Source organism: Bradyrhizobium sp. SZCCT0153 (genome assembly GCF_018129995.1).
GTDB lineage: Bacteria > Pseudomonadota > Alphaproteobacteria > Rhizobiales > Xanthobacteraceae > Bradyrhizobium > Bradyrhizobium japonicum_G.
On the sequence record NZ_JAFCKS010000002.1, the window covers coordinates 464,354 to 490,356 of the forward strand.

Below are 26,003 nucleotides of genomic sequence, written 5' to 3' on the forward strand. Positions count from 1 at the left end.
CCAGTAGGAGCGGTGATGGGGACCTATTTGTTGCGGTTCTTGCTCGCGCCTCTCAGCTTGGGCGCGGTCGAAGACGATTTTGCCCAATCGGCCATCTGTATGCAGGTGAGCAGGTCGACGTAACCGTCGCTCCCACCCGCAGTCGCCTCGCCTTCGCATCTGTTCTTGAGTTCGGCCGAATTCGAGAACCAGATGGTGCCGAGTTGCTGCTGAGCGGCGCTCTCGTCGCGCAGGCAATCATCGAAGCTCTGGGAAAGTTTCAGCCCCATCGCCTTGCCGGTTGCCACCGTCGCCTTGCATGTCGCTTCGACATCGAGCTGGGGCACGCGATCGCCGATGGGGATCACCAGTTGACTTCCAAGCATTGCCATCGATGGCAGCGCGATCTTCATTGGGAAGCTCCCCGTGAACGGCTTCTCGTGGAATTCAACTGCTGATCTTCAGCGCAGTCTGACGTTGGGAGATCGAGGCCTCCCGCCGGAGTACGTTGACATGGATCAACGCGAGACCTGCTCGATGCCGAGAGGCTGGCGGTTTCCAGTGCGTACCATCCCACCGGGAGTTCGCCATGAAAGCAATTTGCAGCGCACTCGCGGGTGCATGTCTGATCGCCCTGAATTTTGGCACGGCATCGGCTCAGCAGGTTACCGGCACCCCCGGTTCGGCCGGCGCCACCACCACGATCGACGGCAAGCAGCTCCCGCCGCCAGATCCGAAATTCGGTGGCGTGATCAAGGAGAAAGCCTCGGAGTCGAAGCCCTGGTGGGCCCCACGCGTGGTGCCGCCGAAGGGCGCACCGAACGTGCTGTTGATCATGACGGACGACCAGGGTTTCGGTGCGCCGGGCACGTTCGGCGGCGTTATCCCGACGCCTGCCATGGATCGCATCGCAAAAGCCGGTTTGCGCTTCACGAATTTTCACTCGACTGCACTCTGCTCACCGACGCGGGCGGCACTCATCACGGGACGCAACCATCATTCGGTAGGCTTCGGAGTGGTCGGCGAAATCGCGACGGGATTCCCGGGGTACGACTCGATCATCCCAATCGAGAAAGGCACGGTCGGTACGGTCCTGAAGGCGAACGGGTACGCGACCTCATGGTTCGGCAAGAACCACAACACACCTTCTTACCAGTCGAGCCAGGCCGGACCATTCACTCAATGGCCCAACGGCATGGGGTTCGATTATTTCTACGGCTTTGTCGGCGGTGACGCCAGCCAGTGGCAGCCGAACCTGTTCCGCAACACGACGGCCATCTATCCGTTCGAGGGTAACCCCAAGTGGAATCTCGAGACGGCGATGGCGGACGACGCGATCCAGTACATGAAGCAGCTCAAGGAGATCGCACCGGACAAGCCGTTCTTCGTTTACTACGTCCCGGGGGCAACCCACGCGCCCCATCATCCAACGCCCGAGTGGATCAAGAAGATCAGCGACATGCACCTGTTCGACGACGGATGGAACAAAGTGCGTGAGACCATCTTCGCCAACCAGAAGCGATTGGGCATCATGCCCGAGAACGCCGATCTGACGCCATGGCCGAAAGAGCTGCCGCAGTGGGATACCCTCAGCCTCGAAGAGAAGAAGCTCTTCATCAAGCAAGCTGATGTTTACGGCGCTTACCTCGCCTACGCCGACCATGAGATCGGACGGGTTATCCAGGCCGTCGAAGACCTCGGCGAGCTCGACAACACCTTGATTATCTATATCGGCGGCGACAACGGCGCGAGCGCCGAAGGTATGCTCAACGGCACACCGAACGAGTTCACGACATTCAATGGCATTCCCGTGCCGGTCAAGGATCAGTTCCTCTGGTATCCGTTCTGGGGATCGGAACGGACATTCCCGCACTTTGCGGCACCGTGGGCCTGGGCGCTGGACACGCCATTCAAGTGGGTCAAGCAGGTGCCATCGCACTTCGGCGGCACATCGCAGGGCATGGTCATGTCCTGGCCCGGCCACATCAACGATTTGGGCGGTATCCGCCGCCAGTTCCATCACGTGATTGACATCGTGCCGACCATCCTCGATGCAACCGGCATTCCGCAACCCGACACGATCAACGGCATCAAGCAGATCCCGATCGAGGGGGGCAGCATGACGTACACGTGGGACAAGGCAAACGCCAACGCCCCGACCAGGCACACGACGCAATATTTCGAAATGCTCGGCAATCGGGCGATCTACCAGGACGGGTGGGTGGCGGCGACGACGCCGGCGACGCTCCCCTGGGAGCTCAGCTCGGCCACGCCGCCGGATGTGATCAGCGGCTACAGCTGGGAGCTCTACAACGTCGACCAGGACCCGACCCAGTCCAGCGACCTGGCGGCCAAAATGCCGGACAAGCTCAAGCAGATGCAGGCTCTCTTCTATTCGGAGGCCGCCAAATATAACGTGCTGCCGCTCGACAACTCGTCGCTCGCCCGTTGGAATACGCCGCGACCGAGCCTCACGGCGGGACGGACGCTGTTCACCTATTCGGGCGAACTGAGTGGCGTGCCCGCAAGTGCGGCTCCGAGCATCCTGGGCAAGTCCTACACCATCACCGCCGAGGTGACGATTCCCGACGGCGGTGCCGAGGGCATGATCGTCACGGAAGGCGGGCGCTTTGGCGGTTACGGCCTGTTTCTGAGCAAGGGCGACTTTGGTATCGACCGCGGCAAGGTGGTGTTCCTCTACAACCTGCTCGACCTCAAGCGCACGATCTGGGAAGGCCCGGAGCTGGCAGCCGGCAAGCACACCATCGTCTTCGATTTCAAATCCGACGGTCCGGGTTTGGGAAAAGGCGGGACGGGTGCCCTCTCTGTGGACGGAAAGGAAGTGGCCAGGAATTCGATGGAGCACACCATCCCTGTCACCTTCCCGGAGGACGAAACCTTTGACGTCGGCCTGGACACGCGCACCGGCGTCGCAATGGTCGAGTATCGCTACGAGCCTCCGTTCAAGTTCACCGGAAAGATCGACAAGCTGACCTTCAAGCTCGAACCCTTCACACCGGAGCAGGAGGCGAAGGCAGCAGCGGCCGACCAACCAGTAGGGTCCGCCCCATCGGTGGGGAAGGCGAAATGACGTGGAGGGCCGTCGGCGGCTCTCCGCCGGCACCGTCCACGACCTGGAATGACCAATTGGCCGTCTTGATCGATAGGAGACTTCGATGACCACGAAGGACGACCCCGGCGCATTGCTGTGTCGGCCTTGCGTTGGTGCGCTCGCATTCGGCGCAAGCGCCTTTCTGCCGAGCCCGCTCGGCCAATTCAATCTCACGATTGATGTAACCGTTGGGAAGGGAGTGCGCTGACGAGTGCGTTGCAGGTTGCCCTGAGGTAAAATGTGATGAAGTGGGTTACCACAGCCGTCGCAGTTGAAATCGCCGCTACGGGGTTGATCCTGCTGATCGGACCGGGGCTGTTCGGGCGGCTGATTTTCGGAACCGAATTGTCCGAGCCAGGCCAGGCGCTCGGCAGACTCACGGGCATTGCACTGCTGGGCTTTGCGTTGACGTCCTGGCCGCCCCCCTCCGCGCGACCCGTCGCGAAAGCCATGCTCACCTACAATCTGCTCGCGACCGTCTATCTTGGCTGTATCGGCCTGGCGGGACAGTTGGTCGGTGCGCTGCTCTGGCCCGCTGTTGCTCTGCACTTGCTCTTCACGGGTCTGCTGGCTGCAGAGCGGATCACGGCCGGAGGAGCCTGACGATTGGCGAGCGGAGCCGGTACACGACGCTCCGACCGCGACGCATGATCCATATCAATGTGAGGGGCGCGATTGAGCATAGCGTCGGAACCAAACAAGGGAGGGAAATGAGATGAAAATGTCGATCGCAATGTCGGCGCTTCTCGTCGCTGGCTTCGTTGCCATGAGCACTGAAAAAGCGGCCGCGATAGTTTACTGCCAGTATGTCGAATATCCCGTCGGATGCGTCGCCCGAGCCGGCGTCGTCCTGCGGCCCCGGCCAGTGGCACGCGCCGTCGCAGCGCCCGGCGTCGGCGTCGCCGGAACGCCGATGAATCGAGGCGGCCCGGTCAATCGCGTTGGCAGGCGCTAACTGAATTCTTTTCATCGATATTCGCCACACAGAGCAGAAGAAGCCAATGACGATTATCCTGGCGCTCTAGTTCTCGTGGTGTCGCTTCGCTGACATTGTTTTCAACTTTGGAAGGGGGGCCAAATGGCGAAGTTCGAGTCGGAAATTGAAGACGTGACCAGTGATGTTGGTCAATCGCGTGCCGCCCGCAACGGCGGCGGATGCAGCTTTTTTTGGCGCGGAATGAGTCGCACGTTTTCTCAAGGTTGCCGATCGCAGCAACGCCAGGGAGTGTCTTCATGAAAGCGCATTTGTCCGCCTTGATCGTCTCAGGCGCCGCGTTGCTGGTTTCGGTTTCTGCGCCCGCTCAGCAGGTCAATGGCGTCCTCGGTTCTCCCAGCGCCAGCTCCACCATCATTGGAAAGCAACTCCCGCCGCCCGACCCGAAATTCGGCGGCGTCATCAAGGATGATTCACTGCAGTCGAAGCCGTGGTGGGCCCCGCGGGTCGTGCCGCCGAAGGGTGCGCCCAACGTATTGCTCATCATTACCGATGACGCTGGCTTCGGCGTCCCCAGCACTTTCGGCGGCGTGATCCCGACCCCGACGATGGATCGTCTTGCGAGCGAGGGCTTGCGCTATAACCGGACGTTCTCCACCGCGCTGTGCTCGCCGACGCGGGCAGCCTTGATCACCGGGCGCAATCATCATTCCGCGGGCTTCGGCGTCATTTCGGAGCAATCGACAGGCTACCCCGGCTACAACAGCATTCTCGAGAAGGACAAGGCCACGATCGGCCGTATCCTGCTCGACAACGGCTACGCGACGTCGTGGTTCGGCAAGGACCACAATGTGCCGGCCTTCGCGGCCAGCCAGGCCGGGCCCTTCGACAAGTGGCCAAACGGCATGGGATTCGAATACTTCTATGGCTTCATCGGTGGCGACGCCAATCAATGGCAGCCGAACCTGTTCCGCAACACGACCCAGATTTATCCGTTCGAGGGCAAGGAGGCGGGAAGCTGGAACCTGGTGACGGCGATGGCCGACGATGCCATCGACTACATGACGCGAATGCACCAGATCCAGCCGGACAAGCCCATCTTCATCAAGTATGCGCCCGGTGCCACGCACGCGCCGCATCACCCGACGAAGGAGTGGGTCGACAAGATCAGCAAGTTGAAGCTGTTCGACGAAGGCTGGAACAAGGTGCGCGAGCGCATCTTCGACAACCAGAAGCGGCTCGGCGTGATTCCAATGGACACCAAGCTGGCGCCATGGCCGAAGGATGTCCTGAAGGAATGGGACCAGCTGAGCGCAGATGAAAAGAAGCTGTTCATTCGACAGGCTGAAATCTTCGCCGCCTACGCTGCCTATAGCGACCATGAGATCGGGCGCGTCATCAAGGGCTTCGACGATCTCGGCAGGCTCGATAACACGCTGATCATCTATATCAACGGCGACAACGGCACCAGTGCCGAGGGTGGCCCGATGGGCACACCGAACGAGGTCGCCTTCTTCAACGGTCTCAGCGAGTTGCCGATCGACGTGCAGATGAAGTTCTACGATGTCTGGGGCACCGACCTGACCTACAACCACATGTCCGCCGGCTGGTCCTGGGCGTTCGATGCACCGTTCCGCTGGTTCAAGCAGAACGCCTCGGCGCTCGGCGGCATCAACCAGAACATGGTGGTGTCGTGGCCGGCGCGGATCAAGGACAAGGGCGGCCTGCGCGAGCAGTTCGTTCACGTCATCGATGTCGTGCCCACCATATTGGAAGCCGCGGGCATCAGTGCCCCTGACGTCGTCGACGGCATCAAGCAGAAGCCGATCGAGGGTATCAGCTTCGCCTACACTTTCGACGCCAAGAACGCCAAGGTGCCGACGCGGCACAAGACGCAGTATTTCGAAATGATGGGTCAGTGGGCGCTGTACGACGACGGCTGGTTCTTGAGCACCAAGGTCAACCGCGCGCCCTGGGAAGCATTCGGTCCCGCCAACACCGATCCCCTGAACAATCAGAAGCTTGAACTCTTCAACCTGAACCAGGATTTCAGCCAGACCGACGATCTTGCGGCGAAGAACCCGGAGAAGGTCAAGGAGATGAAGCAGAAGTTCATCGCCGAGGCCAGGAAGTACCAGGTGTTCCCGATGGATGCCTCTGTGGCGGCTCGAGTCATTGCGCCGCGGCCCAATATCACCGCCGGACGCAGCGAGTTCGTCTACAAGCGACCGATGGTGGGTCTGCCACAGGGCGATTCGCCGCTGCTTCTGAACACGTCCTACACGATCACTGCCGATATCGAGGTGCCCGATGGCGGCGCCGAGGGCATGATCCTCACGTCAGGTGGACGGTTCGCTGGCTACGGCTTCTACCTGCTGAAGGGCAAGCCTGTATTCCTTTGGAATATGGTCGATCTGGAACGCATTAAGTGGGAAGGCGCGGACGCGCTATCGCCGGGTCGGCACACCGTCGAATTCGACTTCAAGTATGAGGGAATCGGGGTTGGTACGCTTCAGTACAACAACTTCAGCGGCCTCGGCCAACCCGGCACCGGTACCTTGAAGGTGGACGGCAAGGAGGTCGCGACCAAGCGGATGCCGAAGACGCTGCCCATGATCCTGCAATGGGACGAAAGCTTCGACATCGGCTCCGACACCCTGACCGGCGTCAACGACGCCGACTACACGCCGCCGTTTACGCTCACCGCCAAGCTCAACAAGCTGACGGTCAAGGTGGATCGGCCGCAACTGTCGCCCGCCGACGTCAAGAAGCTGGAGGCGGCGATGAACGCGAAGATAAAGGCCGATTGATTGCGGCCTCGGTGCAAGACTTCAGGGCTGAAGAAACAGTCCGAGTGCAACGCCTTGCGTGACGGGATGTTTGGGAGGAGCGGATGGCTCGAGAAAGGTCCAACTGGATCTGCCTTTTGGCAGCAACCGCGGGTATGGCATTCTTGCCTCAGGTATCCCGCGCGGACGAAAGCGGCATCTCGTTCTGGCTGCCCGGTTTATACGGCAGCCTCGCCGCAACGCCCGCCACGCCAGGCTGGTCGATCGCAGCGATCTACTATCATACGAGCGTGAACGCGTCCGGCGCAGCCGCAGCGTCGCGGGAATTCCAGGTCGGGCGCTTCTCTCCGACGGTCAACATCGATCTCAACCTGGCGCTCGGCGGCCAGGCCGATCTGATGTTCATCGCGCCGACCTACACGTTTGCGACGCCGGTCCTCGGCGGCCAGTTGTCGGCGACGCTTGCCAGCGTTTACGGCAGAAATTCCGCGAGCCTTGCCGGCACCTTGACGGCCGCGGCGGGGCCGATCGTAACCACGCGTAACGGGTTTCTCGAAGACGCGCTGGTCTCCTATGGCGACCTCTACCCGACGTTGAAGCTGAAGTGGAACAACGGCGTCCACAACACCATGGTCTATGCCGCGGGCGACATTCCGGTGGGCGACTACAACCCGAACCGGCTCGCGAATATCGGCATCGGTCATGGCGCCATCGATCTCGGCGGCGGCTACACTTATCTGAACCCAGCGACCGGTACGGAATTCTCCGGCGTTGCCGGCTTCACCTACAATTTCAAGAACCCCGATACGCAGTACCAGAGCGGCGTCGATTTCCATCTCGACTGGGGCGTGTCGCAGTTCCTGTCAAAGCAGGTGTTTGCCGGATTCGTCGGCTACGCCTATCAGCAGGTCACCGACGATTTCGGCCAGCCAGCTGTACTCGGTGGCTTCCGTTCGCGCGTCCTCGGTGTCGGTCCGCAGATCGGTTATATCTTTCCGATCGGGAGCAATCAGGCCTTTCTTGGCCTGAAGGGATACGGCGAGTTCGACGCTGCCAACCGACCTTCGGGTTGGAATACCTGGCTGACGTTTTCGATCTCGGAGGCGGTGCCCGCCAGCACGGTGACGCCAACCAAGCACCTGATGCGGAAGTAGAGGTCTGTCCGGCGACGTCTACTCCGCCATGATGACATCATGCCGGTGTTTTGCCCGACGTGTCAAATTTAATTCGTAAAATCCGCAGATTCCGCGCCGGCAGCCAAGCCATTGAGATCGCTGCACCCGGCTACTGTGCATGGGGTTGTTTTCGCGTTTCTTGCCTGCAGCGTGCCTGCCGCCGGCTTCGCAGCAGTGAACGCGCTGCTATCCCGCCTTGGCGGCGCGGGAATCCGACCGCAGGTTCTGGAAGAACTTCTCCACCTCGCGCGACAGCGTGTCCGCCGTCGCGGTCAGGCTGCTTGCCGCCGTCAGCACCGAGGATGCCGCCGTGTCGGTCTCGCCGATGGCGTCGCGCAGCGAGGTGATGTTCGCCACGAGCGTCTCGTTGCCCTGCGCGGCCGATTGCGCGTTGGAGGAGATCTCGCGGGTGGCGGCGTCCTGCTGGCCGACGGCGCCGGCGATCGCCGAGGTGACGTCGTTGATCTCGCGGACCGCGCCGCCGATCTCGCGCACGGCGTCGACCGCATTGCGGGTGGAGGCCTGGATCTGGCCGACGTTCTCGCCGATCTCGGCCGTCGCCTTGGCGGTCTGGCCGGCGAGCGCCTTCACTTCATGAGCGACGACGGCGAAGCCGCGGCCGGCATCGCCGGCGCGCGCAGCCTCGATCGTGGCGTTGAGCGCGAGCAGATTGGTTTGCTCGGCGATGGCCTGGATCAGGCCGAGCACGCCGTCGATGCGCTGCGTGGCCGCGGCAAGGCTCTCGATCTCGGCGATCGATTTCTCGGTGCGCTGGCCGGTCTGCTCGACCGCGCTGGCGCTCTGCCGCACCTGCCGGCCGATCTCAACCACCGACGCCGACAGCTCCTCGGCCGCGCCCGCCACCGCCGTGACGTTGTGGGAGGCCTGCTCGGTGGCGTTCGCCGCCGTGCCGGCGCGGCTGCTTGCGTCCGCGGTGACGCGCGTGATGGTCTGCGCGGTCTCGCGCATGGTCGAGGCGTTGTCGGCGAGGCCGCGCATGACCGCGCCGATCGCATCGCGAAACTGCTCGACGGATTGTTCGATGTGGCGGGCGCGCTCCTCGCGCGCGGCGGAGTCCTGCGAGACCTGCGAGGCGAGGTTGCGGTTGCGCCCCATCGCGTCCTGGAAGATCTGGATGGCGCGGGCCAGCGCGCCGATCTCGTCGGCGCGGTGGCTGTGCGGCACCACGACGTTCTCGGCGCCGTCGGCGACCTGCTTGATGGTCGCGGTGATGGCCGAGAGGGGGCGGGCGATCGAGCGGGCGATGATGACGATGCCGATCACGACGAGGACGAGCGCCACGCCGGCGAGGCAGGTCAGGACAAAGGACAGAATGCGATTGGTCTCGGTCTCATGCGCGATTTGCCTCGCGCGCTCGGTATAGACCTTGGACAGCGCCTCGAGATCCTTGTTCAGTGCCGAGCGGACGGCGCGATTGGCGTCGTTGTCGCCCCATTCGCGGCCCGCGGCCGCGTTGATCTCGACGCCGCGGCGTACCAGCTCCTTGCGGAACTCGACGAACTGCTCGATGCGCTTCTTGAAGGTGGCGAACTGCTCGGCATCGTCGGCCTTGACGATGGTCTCCCAGCGCTTCACGACGCCGAGGATCTGTGCGTTGAACTTGAGCAGGCCGTCGCCGAATTTCTTCACGACGGCGGGCTCGGTCGACATGTAGACGCCGCGCGATTCCATCACGACCGCGTAGACCAGCGAGTTGACCCGCTCGACGTTCAGCGCGGCGGCGTTCGCCGTCTCGATCGCGCTGGTCAGCTCGGCGCCGCGGCGGCTGTTGTAATTGGACAGCATCGCGATCGCCGCCGTCAGCAGCGCGAACAGCGCGAAGATCGCGTAGAGCTTGGTCGCAAGCGTGAAGCGGCCCGACAGGCCGGCGGCATTCCCAGATTGGTCGGTTGTCATGGTTTTCAGGAGTCCGAATGGCCGGGAGCGGCCGGAAAGCGCGGTCTTGTAAAAATCTATGCAAAACTATGCAGAAGGAAGATGGACACAGCGTTAACGGGCCGGTCCGCGGCGCCTGCTGCGGGCCGAAGGAAAGTCGTGCTATCTCAGCCATTTGGAGCAGTGTTGTCCGTTTCCAGCAATTGGCCGCCGAGGGACGGGCGGGATGCCCCAAACATCGGCGTGCACCGGGGCCGCCAAGCGCGTATTCCCTGATGCCGGGATCGCCTTCAAGATCGCCTTCAAGATCGCCCTGGACTCGGCCTCTGGCCGACGAGACCCGGAGAGACCCTTGCTCTACCGCCACACCATCGACGCCACGACCTACGCATTCCCGGATCTGCGCGACCTGCTCGCCAAGGCGACGCCGCCGCGCTCCGGCGACCGGCTGGCCGGGATCGCCGCCGCCAGCGCCGAGCAGATGATCGCGGCGCGGATGGCGCTCGCCAACGTCCCGCTGGGGCAGTTCTTGCAGGAGGCCGTTATCCCCTACGAGGCCGACGAGGTCACCCGTCTCGTCATCGACAGCCACGACACAAGAGCCTTCGCACCGGTGGCCTCGCTGACCGTCGGCGCCTTCCGCGACTGGTTGCTGTCGGATGCCGCGACGCCCGACGTCCTGCGCAAGCTGTCAGGCGGCGTCACGCCGGAGATGGCGGCCGCGGTCTCGAAGCTGATGCGCAACCAGGACCTGATCCTGGTCGCGCGAAAATGCGAGGTCACCACCGCTTTTCGCAACAGCATTGGCCTGAAGGGCCGGATGAGCACGCGGCTCCAGCCCAACCACCCCTTCGACGACGCGAGGGGCATCACCGCCTCCATCCTCGACGGCATCCTGCTCGGCGCCGGCGATGCCTGCATCGGTATCAACCCGGCCAGCGACGATCCGGCCGTGATCGGGCAATTGCTGCGCCTGCTCGACGAGATCATCGCGCGGCTGAAGATCCCGACACAGGCGTGCGTGCTGACCCATGTCACCACGACGCTGTCGCTGATCGGGCAGGGCGTGCCGGTCGACCTCGTCTTCCAGTCGGTCGCGGGCACCGAAGCCGCCAACCGCAGCTTCGGCATCGACCTCGCGCTGCTGAGGGAGGCGCAGGAGGCCGGCCTGTCGCAGAAGCGCGGCACGGTCGGCGAGAACGTGATGTATTTCGAGACCGGGCAGGGCTCGGCGCTGTCCGCCAACGCCCATCACGGCGTCGACCAGCAGACCTGCGAGGCCCGCGCCTATGCGGTCGCCCGCGCCTTTGCGCCATTGCTGGTCAACAGCGTGGTCGGCTTCATCGGCCCGGAATATCTCTACGACGGCAAGGAAATCATCCGTGCCGGGCTGGAGGACCACTTTTGCGGCAAGCTGCTCGGCCTGCCGCTCGGGATCGACATCTGCTATACCAACCATGCCGAGGCGGACCAGGACGACATGGACAACCTCCTGACGCTGCTCGCCGCCGCCGGCGTCACCTTCATCATGGGCGTCCCCGGCGCCGATGACGTCATGCTGAACTACCAGTCGACGTCTTTTCACGACGCGCTCTATGTCCGTGACGTCTTCGGTCTGCGCCGCGCGCCGGAATTCGACGACTGGCTGGCGCAGTCGGGCATTGTGGGCGCTGACTTCCGTCTTGCCGCCGATGCAGGCCTGCTGCCCGATTTTGCCTCCCGGCTGATTGCCTGACGGGCTGCAGGCGCTCAGCCTCGGTAGAAGTCAAGGAAACCATTGGCCCCCTTCGTGAATTAGAATGATGCCACAATGTTGAGAAATTTCGGCGGCAGCGTTACGCTATATGTCCGGCTATTCCGCACCATATACCGAACGTGGCTGGGGGAGCTTTGATGCGAGCTGAATGCAACGGTACGTCCCGGCGGATCCTCTGCGTGTTTCCGCGTTACACGTCTTCGTTCGGTACATTCGAACATTCCTATCCGCTGACCGACGGCGTCCGGGCCTTCATGCCTCCGCAGGGGCTTTTGCTGCTCGCGGCCTATCTGCCCAGGGAATGGCAGGTCAAATTCGTCGACGAGAACCTTCGCCGCACGACGAGGGAGGAGTTCGAATGGGCCGAGGCGGTCTTCGTCAGCGGCATGCATATCCAGCGCCAGCAGATGAACGACATCTGCCGCCGTGCCCATGAACTCGACCTTCCGGTCGCGCTCGGCGGTCCCTCGGTCAGCGCCTGCCCGGACTATTATCCGTCGTTCGACTATCTCCATGTCGGCGAGCTCGGCGACGCCACCCATCAGCTGTTCGAGATCCTGTCGCGCGACACCTCGCGTCCGGAACAGCAGGTCATCCTCACGACCAAAGACCGCGTGCCGATGACGGAGTTTCCGATCCCGGCCTACGAACTCGCCGACGTGAAGAAATACTTCCTCGGCAGCATCCAGTATTCCAGCGGCTGCCCTTACCAGTGTGAGTTCTGCGACATCCCCGGCCTCTACGGCCGTAATCCGCGCATCAAGTCGCCGGAGCAGATCATCGCCGAGCTCGACCGCCTGCGCGAATGCGGCATGACCGACACGGTCTATTTCGTCGACGACAATTTCATCGGCAACCGCAAGGCGGCGATGGACCTGTTGCCGCACCTGATCGAATGGCAGAAAAAGACCGGCTACGTGGTCCGGCTCGCCTGCGAGGCGACGCTCAACATCGCCAAGCGGCCCGAAATCCTCGAGAAGATGCGCGAGGCCTATTTCATCACCATCTTCTGCGGCATCGAGACGCCCGATCCCGACGCGCTGAAGGCGATGCACAAGGACCACAACATGATGGTCCCGATCCTCGAAGGTGTGCGTACCATCAACTCCTACGGCATGGAGGTCGTGTCCGGCATCATCATGGGGCTCGACACCGACAAGCCGAAGACATCCGATGCGCTGCTCGCCTTCGTCGACGAATCCCAGATACCGCTGCTCACTATCAATCTGCTCCAGGCGCTGCCGAAGACGCCGCTATGGGACCGGCTGGAGCGCGAGGGCCGCCTGATCGAGGACGACGGCCGCGATTCCAACGTCGACTTCCTGTTGCCCTATGACGATGTCGTTGCGTCCTGGAAGCATTGCATGGGCGCCGCCTACGAGCCCGAGAAGGTATTTGCCCGCTTCCAGTACCAATGCGACCACACCTATCCCCACCGCCTCAAGATGCCGGTGCCGGACGAGATGAAGACCTGGGCCAATATCAGGCGCGGCCTCGTCATGCTGCGCAACATCTTCTGGAAGGTCGGCGTGCTCGGCGACTATAAGCGCGTGTTCTGGAAGTTCGCGCTGGGCCGCATCAAGCGCGGCGATCTCGAAGGGCTGATCGGCTGTACCCTGATCGCGCACCATCTCATCACCTTTGCGCGCGCGGCTTCGACCGGCCAGCAGAACGCCTCGAACTATTCGATCCGGCTGCGCGAGGCTTCCGTTCCAGCCGAATGATGCGACATGTCTGATCCGGCCGTCCCGCGCCGCCCGACCCTCGATCTGCGGTCGCTCACGCCCGCGCGCGTCGCGCTCGGGCGTAGCGGCGCGAGCGTGCCGACGCGCGCGCTGCTCGATTTCACACTGGACCATGCCCGCGCCCGCGATGCCGTGCATGCCGTCTTCGACGCGCCGCGACTGGCCGCCGATCTCCGCGAGCTTGGCCTCGTCGTCACCGAGGTCAGGAGCCAGGCAGTCGACCGCAGGGACTATCTGCGCCGGCCGGATCTCGGACGACAGCTCGATGGTGGTTCGGCCGAAGTGCTGGCGCGCAGTGCCTCGGCGCCGTGCCAGCTTGCGGTCGTGATCGGCGACGGCCTATCGGCGGCCGCGGTCCACGCCCATGCGGCATCGCTGGTGTCGCGCCTGCTGACGTTGCTCGCAGCCGACGACGGTGTCGCGATCGGCCACGTCGTCGTCGCCTCAGGCGCGCGCGTCGCGCTCGGCGACGAGATCGGCGCCATTCTCGGTGCGCGCATGGTCGTGATGCTGGTCGGCGAGCGGCCGGGCCTCTCGGCACCCGACAGTCTCGGTGCCTATCTGACCTTCGCGCCGAAGCCGGGCCGCACCGATGCCGAGCGCAATTGCGTGTCGAACATCCACAAGGCCGGCTTGAGCCACGACGAGGCCGCCTTCAAGATCGCCTGGCTGGTCCGCGAGGGTCTGGCGCGAGAGGCAACCGGCGTGGCGCTGAAGGACGAGAGCGCGGACCGTGCACCGCGTCGAATTGGCACGGCTCTGCCCGAATGACGGGCATTCCGGCAAAATCGCCGCATCTTGATCGGTTTGGCCACCTTCCGCCTGCTTGCGAAAAGGGTGATTGACCTGCTAAACCCCTCGCGGCGATTTTCCACACATTTTCAAAGGACAAGCCTCCCATTGGTATGGCGTTTTGAAGCCGTTCGCGGGGCGCAATAAGCTCACAGACCGAGCCGATTTAGGAACTGGACAAGGCATGCTCGAAAAGCACAGCGAGAGTGAGGTTCATGTCGACAAGGTCGAGCAGGGACCTGCGTCTTCCATCGCCTTCGGGCTGGAGCGCATCGGGCTGATCGCCGTCCGGGCGCCGATTGTGTCCTGCATCGTCCTGCTCGTGCTGATCGTCGGCGCCGTGTTCGGCATCCACCGGATCAAGATCGACGATTCGCTGTCGCAGCTATTCCGCTCGAACACGCCGGAATTTCGACAGTATGAAGCGGTGACCAAGAAGTTCCCGGCCGAGGAATTCGACGTTCTCGTCGTGGTCGAGGGCAAGAATCTGCTGGCGAGGAACAACCTCGAGAAGCTGCGCGACTTCGTCACCGACATGCAGCTCGTCGAAGGCACGCGCGGCCTGGTCTCGCTGTTCTCGGCGCGTCAGGCGCCGGCGCCGGGCAAGCTGCCGGCGGCACTGTTCCCGCCCGATCTGCCCGAAGGCGCCGCCTACGACAAGTTCATCGAGACCGTCAAAAACAACGAGATCATCCGCGGCAAGCTGCTGTCGGAGGACGGCACGCTCGCGCTGATCGTGCTCTCGCTCGATCCGGAGGTCGTCGCGTCCAGCAAGCTGACCAAGACCGTCGGCGACATCCGCGCCCTGATGAAGGAAGACCTCGGCGATACCGGACTCAACGTGCAGCTCTCCGGCGTGCCGGTGATGCAGCTCGAGATCCGCAACGCGGTGGAGCGCGACGGGCTCACCTACAACATCCTCGGCATTCTCGCCGGCTGTGTCATCGCCATCATCTTCTTCAGAAAGATCTCGTTCATGGTGGCGGCGGCGTTCCCGCCGATGATCGCGATCCTGCTGGCGCTCGGCGCGCTCGGCTGGGCCAATTTCAATCTCAACATGTTCCTGAACGTGATGACGCCGCTCATCATGGTCATCAGCTTCTCGGACTCGATGCAGCTCACCTTCGCCGCGCGTGACCGGCTGATCGCAGGCCAGGACAAGTTCACCGCATTCAAGAACGCGGTGCTGGTGGTGGGACCGGCCTGCGTGCTGACGCACGGCACCGCCGGCATTTCCTTCATCGCGCTCCAGTTCTCCGACTCCGACCTGATCCGCAAATTCGGCGAGGCTGGTCTCGCCGCCACCATCATCGCGCTGGTCGCGGTGCTGTCGCTGGTGCCGGTGTTCGGCGTGCTGCTGGTGCGCAACGAGAAGGTCTTTGCGACCAAGTTCCAGAGCGCGGATGCCGGCGTCCAGGCGCTGCGCAATTTCTGCTATTGGATCGCGGTGCGCATGGTGGGCCGTCCCGGCCTGTTCAGCCTGATCGCGGTGGTGTTCGTCGCCGGCCTCGGCGTCATCTACGCCAATCTGGAGCCGCGCTACCGGCTCGCAGACCAGGTGCCGGACAAGCGCCAGGCGGTCGCCGCCAGCGACCGGCTCGATGCCAAGCTCACCGGCGCCAATCCGGTCAACGTGCTGGTCCAGTTCCCCAAGGGTGAGACGCTCTATTCGCCGGAGACGCTGCAGACGATTGCGGACGTGCACGCGACCGTGGAGAAGGCGGCCGGTGTCGGCAACGTCTGGTCGCTTGAGACTCTGCGCCGCTGGCTCGCGGAAAAGGCCGGCGGCGCCGACGTCGCGACGCTTAAAGAGTATGTCAGCGTCATTCCCGAGCATCTGGTGCGGCGCTTCATCGATGCCGAGCAGGATGCGGTCGTGGTCGCCGGCCGCGTGCCGGACAAGGATTCCAGTCAGCTGCTGCCGATCGTCGACAAGCTCGATTCCGAGCTTGACGCCGTCCGCAAGAAGCATCCCGGCTACGAGATCGCCGTGACGGGCCTTGCCGCGATCGCCGCGCGCAATTCGGCCGGCATGATCGAGAAGCTCAACCGCGGCCTCACCGTCGAGTTCGCGCTGGTCGCGATCTTCATCGGCCTGGCCTTCCGCTCCTGGGTCGTGATGTTCGCCTGCATCCTGCCGGGCATTTTCCCCGTGGTGATGTCGGGAACGGTGCTGTGGGCGATGGGCGAGGGGCTGCAATTCGCCAGCGTCGTCGCGCTGACCGTCTCGTTCGGCCTGGGCTTGAGCGCCACCATCCACTTCCTCAATCGCCTCAGGCTGGAGAGCAAGCCGGGCGTCGGCTCGGCGCTTGCGGTGGAGCGCGCGACCGTTCTGGTCGGCCCGGCGTTGATCCTGACCACGCTGGTGTTGGCCTGCGGCCTCGTCGTCACCGTGTTCTCCGACCTGCCGTCACTGCGGCTGTTCGGCTGGCTCAGCGCCTTCTCGATGGTGATGGCTCTCGTCGCCGACCTCTTCATCCTGCGGCCGACGGCGATGTGGCTGATCAATCTGCACGCCAGGCTGCAGGGTACCGACAAGCCGGCGATCTGAGTAGCGCGGCTTGATCCGCGTGGAGCATGGACCCGACGCAGGCGTTTGCCGGTAGATCCAATCAGCAAAAAGCCCCCGGCTCGCGAGAACCGGGGGCTGTGTTGCTTTCGATCGAGCAGGGAATCAGCTCTTCGTCATCGTGATGTTGACGCCGCGGATCTCGCCCTTCGAGGAGATCTGCACGGTCTGCTTGGTGCCATTGGTGCGCAGCGACAAATTGGCGGCAAAGCCGTTGGCCTCGACGAACACTTCGATCTGGCCGCCGCCGGCGGTGCCTTGCAAATTGCCGAAGATGTTGCGGCTGGCCTCGCTCCAGTTGCCGGAAATGCGCTCGCCCTGGCTCGTCACGTCGCTGGTGAGGTCGAACTTGTAGCTGTCGGACGCGCAGTGCAGGGCCTGCTTGAGGCTGAGACCGCTGCCGGCGACCTTGTAGTCCGCCTTGCAGCGGATGCGCTCGGTGGAGCCGTCGGACAGCGACACGGTACCGGTGCCGGTCCACGCGCCGTCGAAACCTGCAAACGGTCCGGACGACTGAGCCTGACTTGCCGAAACTGAGAACAGCAGCATAGCCCCGATGCCGGCCGCCTTGATTGCCAGTTCAGATCGCCCAAAGAATTTCATCTCAAATATCCCGTTTTGGAACGACGTCCGCTGATCATCAAGAACGTCTCGCCACATCGAAGGTTTAGTGCTTCGAGCCCCTGTCAGGTTCAAAGCGTGAGCGCCAGAGATGGCGGTTCACAGCCCCTCGCGCCATGTTCCGGGCTCGCGATTTGCCGTGTTTCGATATGTTTCTGGCGGGAAAAGCGGGCTTCAGCGATGCAGCGCTGCAACAGGTGGGCAGCAAAACGCGGCCTGTCTAAATTATGGCGTAGTATCAACCTCTTACATCTGCCAATGAAGGCCCAGGGAAGACCTGATTTGGTGGGTGCGGCGCCAATTTGGCCGCATTTTCCAGTGCTTGTGCCTTCTCCGAGGCCGCACGTTCCGCGGCGACTTGCCATCAGACCAATCCGTTCCCGTCTGCCCTGTGTTGTCCGGGATCGGTGCGATTCTGCCGTCAGAATGAAGGAATACAATGCGTAAGCTTCTCGTCGCTCTCACCCTGCTGTCGGCATCCCTCTCCACGGCGGCGTTCGCCCAGCAAGGCCGTGGCACGGATTCCGAGCAGAAGGCCTGCACGCGCGACGTGCAGAAGTTCTGCCGTCCGGTCATCGATCAGGGCGATTTCACGATCCTGGCCTGCCTCAAGGAGAACCGGGCCAAGATCTCCCAGGCCTGCGATCAGGTCCTGAAGAACCACAGCCAGTAAGCTGGGCCACTGGCCCACAAGGGCGGCCCCCGGGCCGCCTTTTCGGGTCCGATCCGCGAAGGGCAGCCATCGAGAGACAGGATTGGTTTTGCGGCCGTATTCCCCTATATGGGGGCCGCGGCGGCATGAGCCCGCGCGAGCGAAAAGCCCTTCCTGTCCAAACGATTGTAGACCAGCCCTCGATGACCTCTGCGAGCGAATTGCGATCCGGCAAGGGTGACCGCGACGAGAATTTTCCCGTTGCGTCCTGGATCATCCATCCGCGTCATCGCGCCCTGATCCTGGCGTACTACAATTTCGTCCGCACCGCCGACGACATTGCCGATCACGCCACGCTGCCGGGCGACGAGAAGCTCGCTTATCTCGATCTGCTCGAGGCGGAACTGCTCGGCACCGGCGACACCCAGGCCGAAGCCGTCATCTTGCGGCGCGCGCTGGCCGAGCGCGGCATGACGCCGCGACACGCGCTCGACGTCCTGGTCGCCTTCCGCATGGACGTGACCAAGCTGCGCTACGAGAATTGGGACGAGGTCATCCACTATTGCCGTTACTCGGCGATGCCGGTCGGCCGCTTCATGCTCGACGTCCATGGCGAGAGCACCTCGACCTGGGCCGCATCGGACGCGCTCTGCGCGGGCCTGCAGATCAACAATCACCTCCAGGATTGCGGCAAGGATTTTCGCGAGCTCAATCGCGTCTACCTACCGCGCGACGCGCTGGCCGCGAGCGGCGCATCGGTCGAGCAGCTCGGGCTCGCGCAGTCGCCGCCGGCGATGCTGGCCTGCCTGCAGGGGCTCGCAATCCGCAACGAGGCGCTGCTGGGCGAGGGCAGGTCGCTGGCTGCGGAGATCAGGGATTTCCGGCTCGGCCTCGACGTCTCGGTGATCCAGGCCTACGCCGACCGTATCGTGCGCCTGTTGAAGGTGCGCGATCCCCTGCGCGAGCGCGTGCACCTGAACAAGTTCGAGCTTCTCACCTTCAGCGTCGCCGGCATGATCGGCGAAGTCGGCCGCCGCGCGATCGGACGCAAGGCCATTTCCAGACCGGGGACTGCACATGACGCTTGAGGCGGCCGCGCCCGGCGCCAGTTATGGCTCGACCGCATCCGGCAGCTCGTTCTACGCCGCGATGCGCATCCTGCCGCGCGACCAGCGCGAAGCGATGTTCCAGATCTACAGCTTCTGCCGTCAGGTCGACGACATCGCCGATTCCGATGGCCCGCGCGACGAGCGGCTCGCCGCACTTCAGCAATGGCGCAACGACATCGACGCGCTCTACCAGGGCCATCCGCCGCCGCGGCTGAAGGACTACGTCGCCTCCGTCAAGACCTTCGGGCTGAAGCGCGAGGATTTCCTCGCCATCGTCGACGGCATGGAGATGGACGTGCCGCAGGACATCCGCGCGCCCGACATGGCGACGCTGGATCTGTATTGCGATCGCGTCGCCAGCGCCGTGGGGCGGTTGTCGGTGCGGGTGTTCGGGCTGCCGGAAGAGGATGGCATCCAGCTCGCCCATCATCTCGGCCGCGCGCTTCAGCTCACCAACATCCTGCGCGACATCGACGAGGACGCCGGCCTCGGCCGGCTCTATCTGCCGCGCGAGGCGCTGCTGCATGCCGGCATCACCTCCGACGATCCGAGCCGCGTGATCGCCGAGCGCGCGCTGCCGAAGGTCTGCCTGCCGCTGGCGCAGCGCGCGAAGGCGCATTTCGAGACGTCGGACGAGATCATGAACCGCAACAGGCGCCGCGCCGTGCGCGCGCCGCGGATCATGTCGAAATACTATCATTCGATTCTGGACCTCCTGATCGCGCGCGGGTTCAACGCGCCGCGCGAGCCGGTGCGTGTGTCGAAGATCACACGCATCCTGATCCTGCTCCGCTACGCTTTCATCTGATGCAAAACACAGCTCACATCATCGGCGCTGGAATTTCCGGCCTCTCTGCCGCCGTGCGGCTCGCCAATGCCGGCTTCAAGGTCGCCGTGCACGAGGCGACGCACCAGGCCGGCGGCCGCTGCCGCTCCTATTTCGATGGCGCCACCAATCTCACCATCGACAACGGCAATCATCTGCTGCTGTCCGGCAACAGCCATGCGCGCGCCTATGCGCGCTCGATCGGCACCGAGGCCGGCCTCGTCGGCCCCGATCGCGCGCAGTTTCCCTTCGTCGACATCACGACCGGGCAGCGCTGGCAGATCGATCTCGGCGATGGCCGGCTGCCGACCTGGGTGCTCGACGAGAGCCGTCGCGTTCCCGACACCGGGCTCACCGATTATCTCAAACTGGCGCCGCTGATCTGGGCCTCGGAGCAGACGCTGGTTGGCAAGTCCATTCCCTGCGAAGGCGTCCTCTACCAGCGTCTGGTGCAGCCGCTGCTGCTGGCTGCGCTCAACGTCGATCCGCCCGAGGGCTCGGCCGGGCTCGCTGGCGCGATCGTGCGCGAGACGCTGCTTGCAGGCGGACAGGCGTGCCGTCCACTGATCGCGCGCGACGGCCTCAGCGCCGTGCTGATCGAGCCGGCCGTCAAATTCCTGACCGAGCGCGGCCACACCGTTCAGCTCGGCCATGAGCTGCGCTCGTTTACGGCCGCGGACGGCAAGGCCGGCGCGCTGAATTTCGGCGGCGAGGACGTGATCCAGCTCGCCGACGGCGACGTCGTCGTGATGGCGGTGCCGCCGCGCGCCGCCTCCAGCCTGCTGCCGGGTCTGAAGACGCCGACTGAATTCCGCGCCATCGTGAATGCGCATTTCCGCACTGAACCGCCGCCGGGCTCGGCGCCGATCCTGGGCGTGATCGGCGGCGTCGTGGAATGGCTGTTCGCGTTTCCGAACCGGCTCTCCGTCACCATCAGCAACGGCGACCGTCTGGTCGACATGCCGCGCGAGGAACTCGCGCAGGCGATCTGGAACGACGTCTGCAAGGCCGGCGGCGTGTCCGGCGATCTGCCACCGTGGCAGATCGTGCGCGAGCGCCGGGCCACTTTCGCCGCCACGCCGGCGCAGAATGCGCTGCGTCCGGGGCCGGTCACCGCGCTGAAAAACCTGTTTCTCGCCGGCGACTGGACTGCTACGGGATTGCCGGCAACCATCGAGGGATCGGTCCGGTCCGGTGATCGCGCCGCCGATCTGGTTCTGGCCGCCAAAGGATCCTGAAGAGCGGCCCTGACGGGCAAATGTCCCGGTCAATTTCAATCGACTATCGGAGCAATCGAGCGAGATGGATTCCGTGAACCCGACCAGCCGCGAAGCCCAAGAACCCGGGATCCTGGAATCAAGGACCTTGGAATCGAGCATTGCGTCGGCCACGGAAGGCGTCATCGGCTTCCAGCAACCGGACGGCCATTGGGTGTTCGAGCTCGAGGCCGACTGCACGATTCCGGCCGAATACATCCTGCTGCGCCATTACCTCGCCGAGCCCGTCGATACCGCGCTCGAAGCCAAGATCGGCAACTATCTGCGCCGCATCCAGGGCGCCCATGGCGGCTGGCCGCTGGTGCATGACGGCGAGTTCGACATGAGCGCCAGCGTGAAGGCCTATTTCGCGCTGAAGATGATCGGCGATTCCGTCGACGCGCCGCACATGGTGCGCGCGCGCGAGGCGATGCACGCACGCGGCGGCGCCATCAACAGCAATGTCTTCACGCGCTTCATGCTGGCGATGTTCGGCGTGGTGACCTGGCGCGCGGTACCGGTGCTGCCGATCGAGATCGTTCTGCTGCCGTTCTGGTCGCCGTTCCACCTCAATAAGATCTCCTACTGGGCGCGCACCACCATGGTGCCGCTGATGGTTCTCGCTGCGCTCAAGCCGCGCGCGAAGAATCCGAAGAGCGTCGGCATCGACGAATTGTTCCTGCAGGATCCGCGTTCGATCGGCATGACCGCCAAGGCGCCGCACCAGAGCATGGCCTGGTTCGTGCTGTTTCGCGCGCTCGACGGCATCCTGCGCGTGGTCGAGCCGATGTTTCCGAAGAGCCTGCGCAAGCGCGCGATTGACGCGGCACTCGCCTTCACCGAGGAGCGCCTCAACGGCGAGGACGGCATGGGCGCGATCTATCCGCCCATGGCCAACATCGTCATGATGTACGACGCGCTCGGCAAGGACGAGAATTTTCCGCCCCGCGCGGTCACGCGCCGGGGCATCGACAAGCTGCTCGTGATCAAGGACGACGAAGCCTATTGCCAGCCCTGCGTCTCGCCGGTGTGGGACACGACGCTGACCGCCCACGCGCTGCTCGAGGCCGGCGGCGACAAGGCGGTGCCGGCGGCCAGGCAGGGCCTCGACTGGCTGATCCCGAAGCAGGAGCTCGAGGTGAAGGGCGACTGGGCGGTGAAGCGGCCCGACGTGCGCCCGGGCGGCTGGGCCTTCCAGTACAACAATGCCCATTACCCCGACCTCGACGACACCGCCGTGGTGGTGATGTCGATGGACCGGATGCGCCGGGAGCACGGCGTGACCGGCTATGACGCCGCGATCGACCGCGGCCGGGAGTGGATCGAGGGGATGCAGAGCGACGACGGCGGCTGGGCCGCCTTCGACGTGAACAACCTCGAATATTACCTGAACAACATCCCGTTTTCCGACCATGGCGCGCTGCTCGACCCCCCGACCGAGGACGTCACCGCCCGCTGCATCTCGATGCTGGCCCAGCTCGGCGAGACCGCCAGGACCAGCAAGCACGTCGCCGAGGGCGTTGCCTACCTCCGCAAGACCCAGCACCCGGAAGGGTCCTGGTACGGCCGCTGGGGCATGAACTTCATCTATGGAACCTGGTCGGTGCTCTGCGCCCTGAACATGGCCGGCGTCAGCCACGACGACCCGATGATGCGCAAGGCCGCCGCCTGGCTGGCCTCGATCCAGAACAAGGACGGGGGCTGGGGCGAGGACGCCGTCAGCTATCGCCTGGACTACCGGGGATGGGAAGCCGCCCCCTCGACCGCCTCGCAAACGGCATGGGCCTTGCTTGCCCTGATGGCTGCAGGCGAGGTTGATCACCCGGCCGTCGCCCGCGGGGTGGAGTACCTGATTGCAACACAGAACGAAAAAGGACTGTGGGACGAGCAGCGGTACACCGCCACGGGCTTTCCCCGTGTATTCTATCTACGTTATCATGGTTACCCAAAGTTCTTCCCGCTGTGGGCGTTGGCGCGGTATCGGAACTTGCGGAACACCAACAGCAGGGTGGTAGGGGTCGGAATGTGACTTTGGGGATGGGGGACTATCTTACCGCGGGCAATGCTATTGATCCGCGACCGATACTCATTGTGACCGGTCTGGTTCAGGAGGCCCGCATCGCGGCCGGGCCCGGAATGGCGGTCATCTGCTCGTCCAGCAGCCCGACCCAGTTGCGGGCGCTGCTGACCGTGGTGGACCCCGAGACGATTCGCGGCGTGATCTCGTTCGGCGTGGCCGGCGGGCTCGACCCGACCTTGCGCTCCGGCGACGTCGTGCTGGCGACCGAGGTGCTTTCAGGCGACACCCGCTGGGCCGCCGGCCTGTCGCTCGGCGACGATTTGATCGACCGCCTGACGTCGGGACGTCGCCGCGTGGTGCGCGGCAGCCTTGCCGGCGCCGAGGAAGTGGTCACCGGGCGCTCCTGCAAGGCGGCGCTGCATTCGGAGACGGGAGCGGCCGCCGTCGACATGGAAAGCCACATCGCGGCCGCGTACGCCGCCGAGGCCGGGCTGCCCTTTGCCGCTGTCCGCGTCATCAGTGATCCCGCCCACCGCGCGCTGCCCGCGCTTGCCCGCGCCGCCATCAAGCCGAACGGCCAGATCGACCTTGCCGCCGTGCTGCGCGGCATCGTGCGCAATCCGGCAGCGCTGCATGGACTGGTCTCGACCGGCATCGACTTCAACCGCGCGCTGCGTAGCCTGCGAGGCTGCCGCGATTATTTGATCGGGACGGAGCTCGTCGGCAGCGAGGTTCTGGTGTCCGAGACGGCCTGAGCGGTTTCCTCGAGCTGACAAAAGAAAAGGCCCGGTCGCGATGGTGACCGGGCCTTTTCTTTTCGACCGGTAGAGCTTGGATGGAGCGGACCGCAATCCGGGTTCATCACCCAGCACCGTCACTGCAATTACCGTTGGCTCACTTAAGGGGGCGGTCCAGCACTGTCACCGTAATTCTGTCACCGTAATTCACCAGCGGTATTTGTCCCTTAGGATGAGGACGAACGTACATGGATGGTGAAAGATGACTTCGAAGCTTTCCTTTGAGCAGGCCAACGCGATTTGTCGCAATTGGATCTCCATAGGCGAGAATGCGCCCAACTACTCTGACCACCTGAAGAAGAAGGGTTTCTCGGCCTTTTCGATTCGAAGCGAATTTGTTGAGTCGTTTGCTCAAGTGGATGAAGACATCGTACTCCACCGCCAATGCGTCGTTGAGAGTATCAAGGAACGACTAGGTCAACCTGGCAACTTTCCAATTCCTGACGAGAACTTCAAGGATCTCTATTTTTCACCGCTCCTTCAGGAGCTAAGACAGAAACGCGATATTGAGAACGGTTGCCCGGAAAGAGATCTGAGCAGCCGCTTTGGTGGCGGCGAAGCCGCTTGGCGGCGAGAGGTGGATCCGTGCCGAAGAAGACTCGTTCAAGACAGTGTCATGCGGAGGTCCGATCACGAAAGACAGCTACAGGATATGTGGAGATGCGAGAGGAAATTGGCTGAAAACGAGGCCGATATCCACGCAAGTGAAATGGTGCGAGGGAAAGGACACTCGTTTGACGAAGGAGAGCGTTACTCGTTTTTCAAAGCCATTATGGAACGCGATGCGGCAACATTTGGCTTTCATTTTGACAAGGCCAGATCGCGAAGCGATCGTCCGGTATTTTCGAAGGCAGTCGCAGGCGACTGGAGTCTTTATTGGTTTATCGACGATCGAAGATTTTTCTACTTTTCCCCACAAGAAGGACGTTTCGCACCTAGCTTATACCTAAGGAGTTCGCAGGCAAGAAAGTCGAAGATTGAGCCAGGACAAATTCTATCTATCAACTATGCAAGCGTAGTCGATGGCTTGTCGGTTGCATACTGGAATTTCAGTAACTTCTGTCAGCTTGAGCGAGCTATCGCGGCGCACTCGCTATTGTATGGGTTGATCTCCTCGAAGATTGAAGAAGGTATCCAGAAGGTCTTGCCGAACCGCTAACTGATATTTAGTTGCGGGAGCTATGGTGGCACCCACTGGCTAGAGGTAGTCAACAGCGCGTAGATCGTTTTTTTGGCGGCGTCAGCCGCCAATCTGGAGCATTCCATTTGGTCGCACGGCAGCTGGCTTCGAATCGCGCCCGTTTCTTCCTGGAATTACGTTGCAGTCCAGCACTGTCACCGTAATCCTCATGGGAGGCGTCGGGCCAGTTGCTCTGCGGGCTGGCGCCATGGGAGGCGTCGGGCAAAACACCGCAACCCCCGTCAACCCCTCTTCGCAAAAATATTCCACTTTCCCGAATTTCGGATTTGCGGCATATGTCCGCCATCCCGGCCCTGCCAGAGGGGCGCTTCGCGATCGTCACGAGATGCGGGTCGGGGTGCGGTGGACGCGGTAGCGCCGGCGCGGCAGGCGATGACAGGGCGGGCGACCGTGAGTCAGGCGCGACGCGATACGACACGGCGCGGTCACAGCGGTTTCGGCCGTCGTCGGAGGTGAGCACACGCGAGCTCCCGGCGATCAGGTCAAACCGTCCGCGGACGGAGAAGTCGTGTGGTCCCGACGCCCCGGGGTTCTGGCGTCAAACTTCGTGGTGATGCGGCGGCCGACCGGCACGCGCGTCGATCAGCGAATTAGTGGACTTGCACAATTGCGAGCGCAGCGAAGCAATCCAGAATCTTTCCGCGGAAGGATTTTGGATTGCTTCGTCGCAAGAGCTCCTCGCAATGACGACGTGGAGAGAGCGAGCAACACACTCGCGCCTCGTACCCCGGCCGCCGCGCAGCGCTTCTTCAGCGGTGCGCTGCAGAGCCGGGG

Annotated in this window: 20 protein-coding genes; 17 read left to right on the forward strand and 3 right to left on the reverse strand. The window is 63.3% G+C overall.

Annotated elements, in window-relative coordinates:
* Positions 1–23 precede the first annotated feature (23 nt).
* On the reverse strand, positions 24–392 hold the full coding sequence (locus tag JQ572_RS10005; protein ID WP_211382836.1) for a hypothetical protein: 369 nt from the start codon (positions 390–392) through the stop codon (positions 24–26).
* Between the two features lie 176 nt (positions 393–568).
* Here JQ572_RS10005 and JQ572_RS10010 point away from each other — a divergent pair, with 176 nt between their 5' ends.
* The 6 genes from JQ572_RS10010 (at position 569) to JQ572_RS10030 (ending at position 7,968) form a co-directional block, all read left to right on the forward strand.
* Complete coding sequence (locus tag JQ572_RS10010) at positions 569–3,070, forward strand: arylsulfatase (protein ID WP_211382837.1); 2,502 nt, start codon at positions 569–571, stop codon at positions 3,068–3,070.
* Between the two features lie 85 nt (positions 3,071–3,155).
* A complete protein-coding gene (locus JQ572_RS10015) occupies positions 3,156–3,299 on the forward strand; it encodes a hypothetical protein (RefSeq protein WP_211382838.1) in 144 nt (47 codons plus the stop codon).
* 35 nt (positions 3,300–3,334) lie between these two features.
* Positions 3,335–3,694 (forward strand): hypothetical protein, encoded by a 360-nt coding sequence (locus JQ572_RS10020; RefSeq protein ID WP_211382839.1) that lies wholly within the window; start codon positions 3,335–3,337, stop codon positions 3,692–3,694.
* Positions 3,695–3,806: 112 nt separating this feature from the next.
* Complete coding sequence (locus JQ572_RS35045) at positions 3,807–4,046, forward strand: hypothetical protein (protein WP_249128941.1); 240 nt, start codon at positions 3,807–3,809, stop codon at positions 4,044–4,046.
* A gap of 278 nt (positions 4,047–4,324) precedes the next feature.
* Positions 4,325–6,835, forward strand: coding sequence for an arylsulfatase (locus tag JQ572_RS10025; protein ID WP_211382840.1), 2,511 nt, complete (start codon positions 4,325–4,327; stop codon positions 6,833–6,835).
* Positions 6,836–6,969: 134 nt separating this feature from the next.
* On the forward strand, positions 6,970–7,968 hold the full coding sequence (locus tag JQ572_RS10030) for a SphA family protein (RefSeq protein ID WP_249128942.1): 999 nt from the start codon (positions 6,970–6,972) through the stop codon (positions 7,966–7,968).
* Between the two features lie 207 nt (positions 7,969–8,175).
* On the opposite strand, the gene JQ572_RS10035 is transcribed toward JQ572_RS10030, so the two are convergent.
* Positions 8,176–9,906 carry a methyl-accepting chemotaxis protein gene (locus JQ572_RS10035; protein ID WP_211382842.1) on the reverse strand — a complete coding sequence of 577 codons (1,731 nt, stop codon included), beginning with the start codon at positions 9,904–9,906 and terminating at the stop codon, positions 8,176–8,178.
* Positions 9,907–10,237: 331 nt separating this feature from the next.
* On the opposite strand from JQ572_RS10035, the gene JQ572_RS10040 reads away from it, so the two are divergent.
* The 4 genes from JQ572_RS10040 (at position 10,238) to JQ572_RS10055 (ending at position 16,729) form a co-directional block, all read left to right on the forward strand.
* Positions 10,238–11,620 carry an ethanolamine ammonia-lyase subunit EutB gene (locus tag JQ572_RS10040; protein ID WP_211383532.1) on the forward strand — a complete coding sequence of 461 codons (1,383 nt, stop codon included), beginning with the start codon at positions 10,238–10,240 and terminating at the stop codon, positions 11,618–11,620.
* Positions 11,621–11,778: 158 nt separating this feature from the next.
* Complete coding sequence (locus JQ572_RS10045; RefSeq protein WP_211382843.1) at positions 11,779–13,365, forward strand: B12-binding domain-containing radical SAM protein; 1,587 nt, start codon at positions 11,779–11,781, stop codon at positions 13,363–13,365.
* A 6-nt stretch (positions 13,366–13,371) separates the two neighbouring features.
* Entirely contained in the window at positions 13,372–14,157 is a 786-nt protein-coding gene (eutC, locus tag JQ572_RS10050; protein WP_211382844.1) for an ethanolamine ammonia-lyase subunit EutC, read from the forward strand.
* Positions 14,158–14,362: 205 nt separating this feature from the next.
* Positions 14,363–16,729 carry an efflux RND transporter permease subunit gene (locus JQ572_RS10055; RefSeq protein ID WP_211382845.1) on the forward strand — a complete coding sequence of 789 codons (2,367 nt, stop codon included), beginning with the start codon at positions 14,363–14,365 and terminating at the stop codon, positions 16,727–16,729.
* A 123-nt stretch (positions 16,730–16,852) separates the two neighbouring features.
* On the opposite strand, the gene JQ572_RS10060 is transcribed toward JQ572_RS10055, so the two are convergent.
* Positions 16,853–17,350, reverse strand: coding sequence for a hypothetical protein (locus JQ572_RS10060; protein ID WP_211382846.1), 498 nt, complete (start codon positions 17,348–17,350; stop codon positions 16,853–16,855).
* A gap of 457 nt (positions 17,351–17,807) precedes the next feature.
* On the opposite strand from JQ572_RS10060, the gene JQ572_RS10065 reads away from it, so the two are divergent.
* The 7 genes from JQ572_RS10065 (at position 17,808) to JQ572_RS10095 (ending at position 25,187) form a co-directional block, all read left to right on the forward strand.
* Positions 17,808–18,041: a hypothetical protein gene (locus JQ572_RS10065; protein ID WP_211382847.1), complete on the forward strand. Its 234-nt coding sequence runs from the start codon at positions 17,808–17,810 to the stop codon at positions 18,039–18,041.
* A gap of 182 nt (positions 18,042–18,223) precedes the next feature.
* A complete protein-coding gene (gene hpnC / locus JQ572_RS10070; protein ID WP_211382848.1) occupies positions 18,224–19,108 on the forward strand; it encodes a squalene synthase HpnC in 885 nt (294 codons plus the stop codon).
* On the forward strand, positions 19,098–19,937 hold the full coding sequence (gene hpnD, locus JQ572_RS10075; protein ID WP_211382849.1) for a presqualene diphosphate synthase HpnD: 840 nt from the start codon (positions 19,098–19,100) through the stop codon (positions 19,935–19,937). Before hpnC ends, hpnD begins: the two co-directional genes overlap by 11 nt.
* Complete coding sequence (gene hpnE / locus JQ572_RS10080; protein WP_211382850.1) at positions 19,937–21,193, forward strand: hydroxysqualene dehydroxylase HpnE; 1,257 nt, start codon at positions 19,937–19,939, stop codon at positions 21,191–21,193. Before hpnD ends, hpnE begins: the two co-directional genes overlap by 1 nt.
* 64 nt (positions 21,194–21,257) lie before the next feature.
* Positions 21,258–23,240 carry a squalene--hopene cyclase gene (gene shc, locus JQ572_RS10085; RefSeq protein WP_211382851.1) on the forward strand — a complete coding sequence of 661 codons (1,983 nt, stop codon included), beginning with the start codon at positions 21,258–21,260 and terminating at the stop codon, positions 23,238–23,240.
* The gene (locus JQ572_RS10090) at positions 23,237–23,986 is read left to right on the forward strand and encodes a phosphorylase (RefSeq protein WP_211382852.1); all 750 of its coding nucleotides are present in this window, start codon (positions 23,237–23,239) and stop codon (positions 23,984–23,986) included. The genes shc and JQ572_RS10090 overlap by 4 nt, the downstream gene beginning before the upstream one ends.
* A 244-nt stretch (positions 23,987–24,230) precedes the next feature.
* Entirely contained in the window at positions 24,231–25,187 is a 957-nt protein-coding gene (locus JQ572_RS10095) for a hypothetical protein (protein ID WP_211382853.1), read from the forward strand.
* The last annotated feature ends 816 nt before the right edge of the window (positions 25,188–26,003 follow it).

Excerpts from the sequence above, each read along its gene's own strand:
- JQ572_RS10005 (WP_211382836.1), bottom strand. The coding sequence starts at position 392 with ATGAAGATCGCGCTGCCATCGATGGCAATGCTTGGAAGTCAACTGGTG.
- JQ572_RS10010 (WP_211382837.1), top strand. The coding sequence starts at position 569 with ATGAAAGCAATTTGCAGCGCACTCGCGGGTGCATGTCTGATCGCCCTG.
- JQ572_RS10015 (WP_211382838.1), top strand. The coding sequence starts at position 3,156 with ATGACCACGAAGGACGACCCCGGCGCATTGCTGTGTCGGCCTTGCGTT.
- JQ572_RS10020 (WP_211382839.1), top strand. The coding sequence starts at position 3,335 with ATGAAGTGGGTTACCACAGCCGTCGCAGTTGAAATCGCCGCTACGGGG.
- JQ572_RS35045 (WP_249128941.1), top strand. The coding sequence starts at position 3,807 with ATGAAAATGTCGATCGCAATGTCGGCGCTTCTCGTCGCTGGCTTCGTT.
- JQ572_RS10025 (WP_211382840.1), top strand. The coding sequence starts at position 4,325 with ATGAAAGCGCATTTGTCCGCCTTGATCGTCTCAGGCGCCGCGTTGCTG.
- JQ572_RS10030 (WP_249128942.1), top strand. The coding sequence starts at position 6,970 with ATGGCATTCTTGCCTCAGGTATCCCGCGCGGACGAAAGCGGCATCTCG.
- JQ572_RS10035 (WP_211382842.1), bottom strand. The coding sequence starts at position 9,906 with ATGACAACCGACCAATCTGGGAATGCCGCCGGCCTGTCGGGCCGCTTC.
- JQ572_RS10045 (WP_211382843.1), top strand. The coding sequence starts at position 11,779 with ATGCGAGCTGAATGCAACGGTACGTCCCGGCGGATCCTCTGCGTGTTT.
- eutC (WP_211382844.1), top strand. The coding sequence starts at position 13,372 with ATGTCTGATCCGGCCGTCCCGCGCCGCCCGACCCTCGATCTGCGGTCG.
- JQ572_RS10055 (WP_211382845.1), top strand. The coding sequence starts at position 14,363 with ATGCTCGAAAAGCACAGCGAGAGTGAGGTTCATGTCGACAAGGTCGAG.
- JQ572_RS10060 (WP_211382846.1), bottom strand. The coding sequence starts at position 17,350 with ATGAAATTCTTTGGGCGATCTGAACTGGCAATCAAGGCGGCCGGCATC.
- JQ572_RS10065 (WP_211382847.1), top strand. The coding sequence starts at position 17,808 with ATGCGTAAGCTTCTCGTCGCTCTCACCCTGCTGTCGGCATCCCTCTCC.
- hpnC (WP_211382848.1), top strand. The coding sequence starts at position 18,224 with ATGACCTCTGCGAGCGAATTGCGATCCGGCAAGGGTGACCGCGACGAG.
- hpnD (WP_211382849.1), top strand. The coding sequence starts at position 19,098 with ATGACGCTTGAGGCGGCCGCGCCCGGCGCCAGTTATGGCTCGACCGCA.
- hpnE (WP_211382850.1), top strand. The coding sequence starts at position 19,937 with ATGCAAAACACAGCTCACATCATCGGCGCTGGAATTTCCGGCCTCTCT.
- shc (WP_211382851.1), top strand. The coding sequence starts at position 21,258 with ATGGATTCCGTGAACCCGACCAGCCGCGAAGCCCAAGAACCCGGGATC.
- JQ572_RS10095 (WP_211382853.1), top strand. The coding sequence starts at position 24,231 with ATGACTTCGAAGCTTTCCTTTGAGCAGGCCAACGCGATTTGTCGCAAT.